1 pseudogene is annotated in these 1,035 nt (G+C 64.2%); it reads right to left on the reverse strand.

The features are described from left to right. Positions 1-739, reverse strand: a pseudogene (locus OR16_RS38305) (DeoR/GlpR family DNA-binding transcription regulator); the annotation flags it as partial. Positions 740-1,035: the final 296 nt, after the last annotated feature.

The following is a 1,035-nucleotide window of genomic DNA, read 5'->3' on the forward strand; positions in this document are numbered from 1 at the left end:
ACCGGACCGCGTTCCTTCAAGGCGGCAGCCAGCCCGGGATCGGGCGCCATATCGGAAATCACGTAAGCCGCCTTATCGAAATGTTTCACCAGCACCCCGGCATTACGGCCAAACTTGGTGTGGTCAGCCACCACGCAGGCCACGCTCGCCGCTTGCAGCATGCGGCTGCGCAGCTCGGCGGCAGCGCGCGAGAAATCACTCATCTGGCCGTCGGCGGTAATGCCGCCGGTGCCAATAAAGGCAAAGTCCGCGTGGTAACGCGACAGTTGCTCGATGGTGTCCCAGCCGTGGGTGGCATCCTCGTTGTCCTGCAGCTCGCCGCCAAGCATCACCACCCGATTGCCGTTGCGCGCCCCAGCAGCAGGGCGATGGCGAAGTCGTTGGTGTAGACCAGCAGGTTGTGATGGCCATGCAGCGCCTGCGCCACGGTATGGGTGGTGGTGCCGTAATCGAGGATCAGCGAAGCGCCATCCGGCACCAGTTCCGCTGCGCGCATGCCGATGGCGCGCTTGCCTTCGGCATTGACCGCGGCGCGGGTCTGGGTGTCGGGCTCGGCCCGCTCGGGTGTGAGCGCGCCGCCGTGGGTGAGGATCAGCAGGCCGCGCGCCGCCAGTGCGTTGAGGTCGCGGCGGATGGTCTCGCGCGAGACATCGAGCTCGGTGACCAGTTCGCTGATCGCCAGCGCGCCGCTGGCGGCGAGTTGGTCGAGGATGAATTTTTGCCGCTGTTCAGCCAGCACGTGGACTCCGCTGCGTAGGAAAACAAAGTGGGATTCTAACCCCGTCATAGTGGGGCCTGCCTGATTAGCCGGCGCCATACTGCATCGGCCTGCGGGGGGGGGATCGCTTGTTTGATTGAGTGGCGATGGTTGTTGGGCCCAAGAGCGTACGACATTGCTCTGCGGGGGTGGTCGCTATTTGATTGATCGGCGATGGCGTCTTGGACCCAAGTGCGTACGACATCCCCCTGCGGGGGCTGCCGGTCACTCTTCTTTGCGTCGGCAAAGAAGACTAACGAGAAGAAAGCCGACCCTGC

The sequence above is a fragment of the Cupriavidus basilensis OR16 genome (assembly GCF_000243095.1).
GTDB classification, from domain to species: Bacteria; Pseudomonadota; Gammaproteobacteria; order Burkholderiales; family Burkholderiaceae; genus Cupriavidus; species Cupriavidus basilensis_D.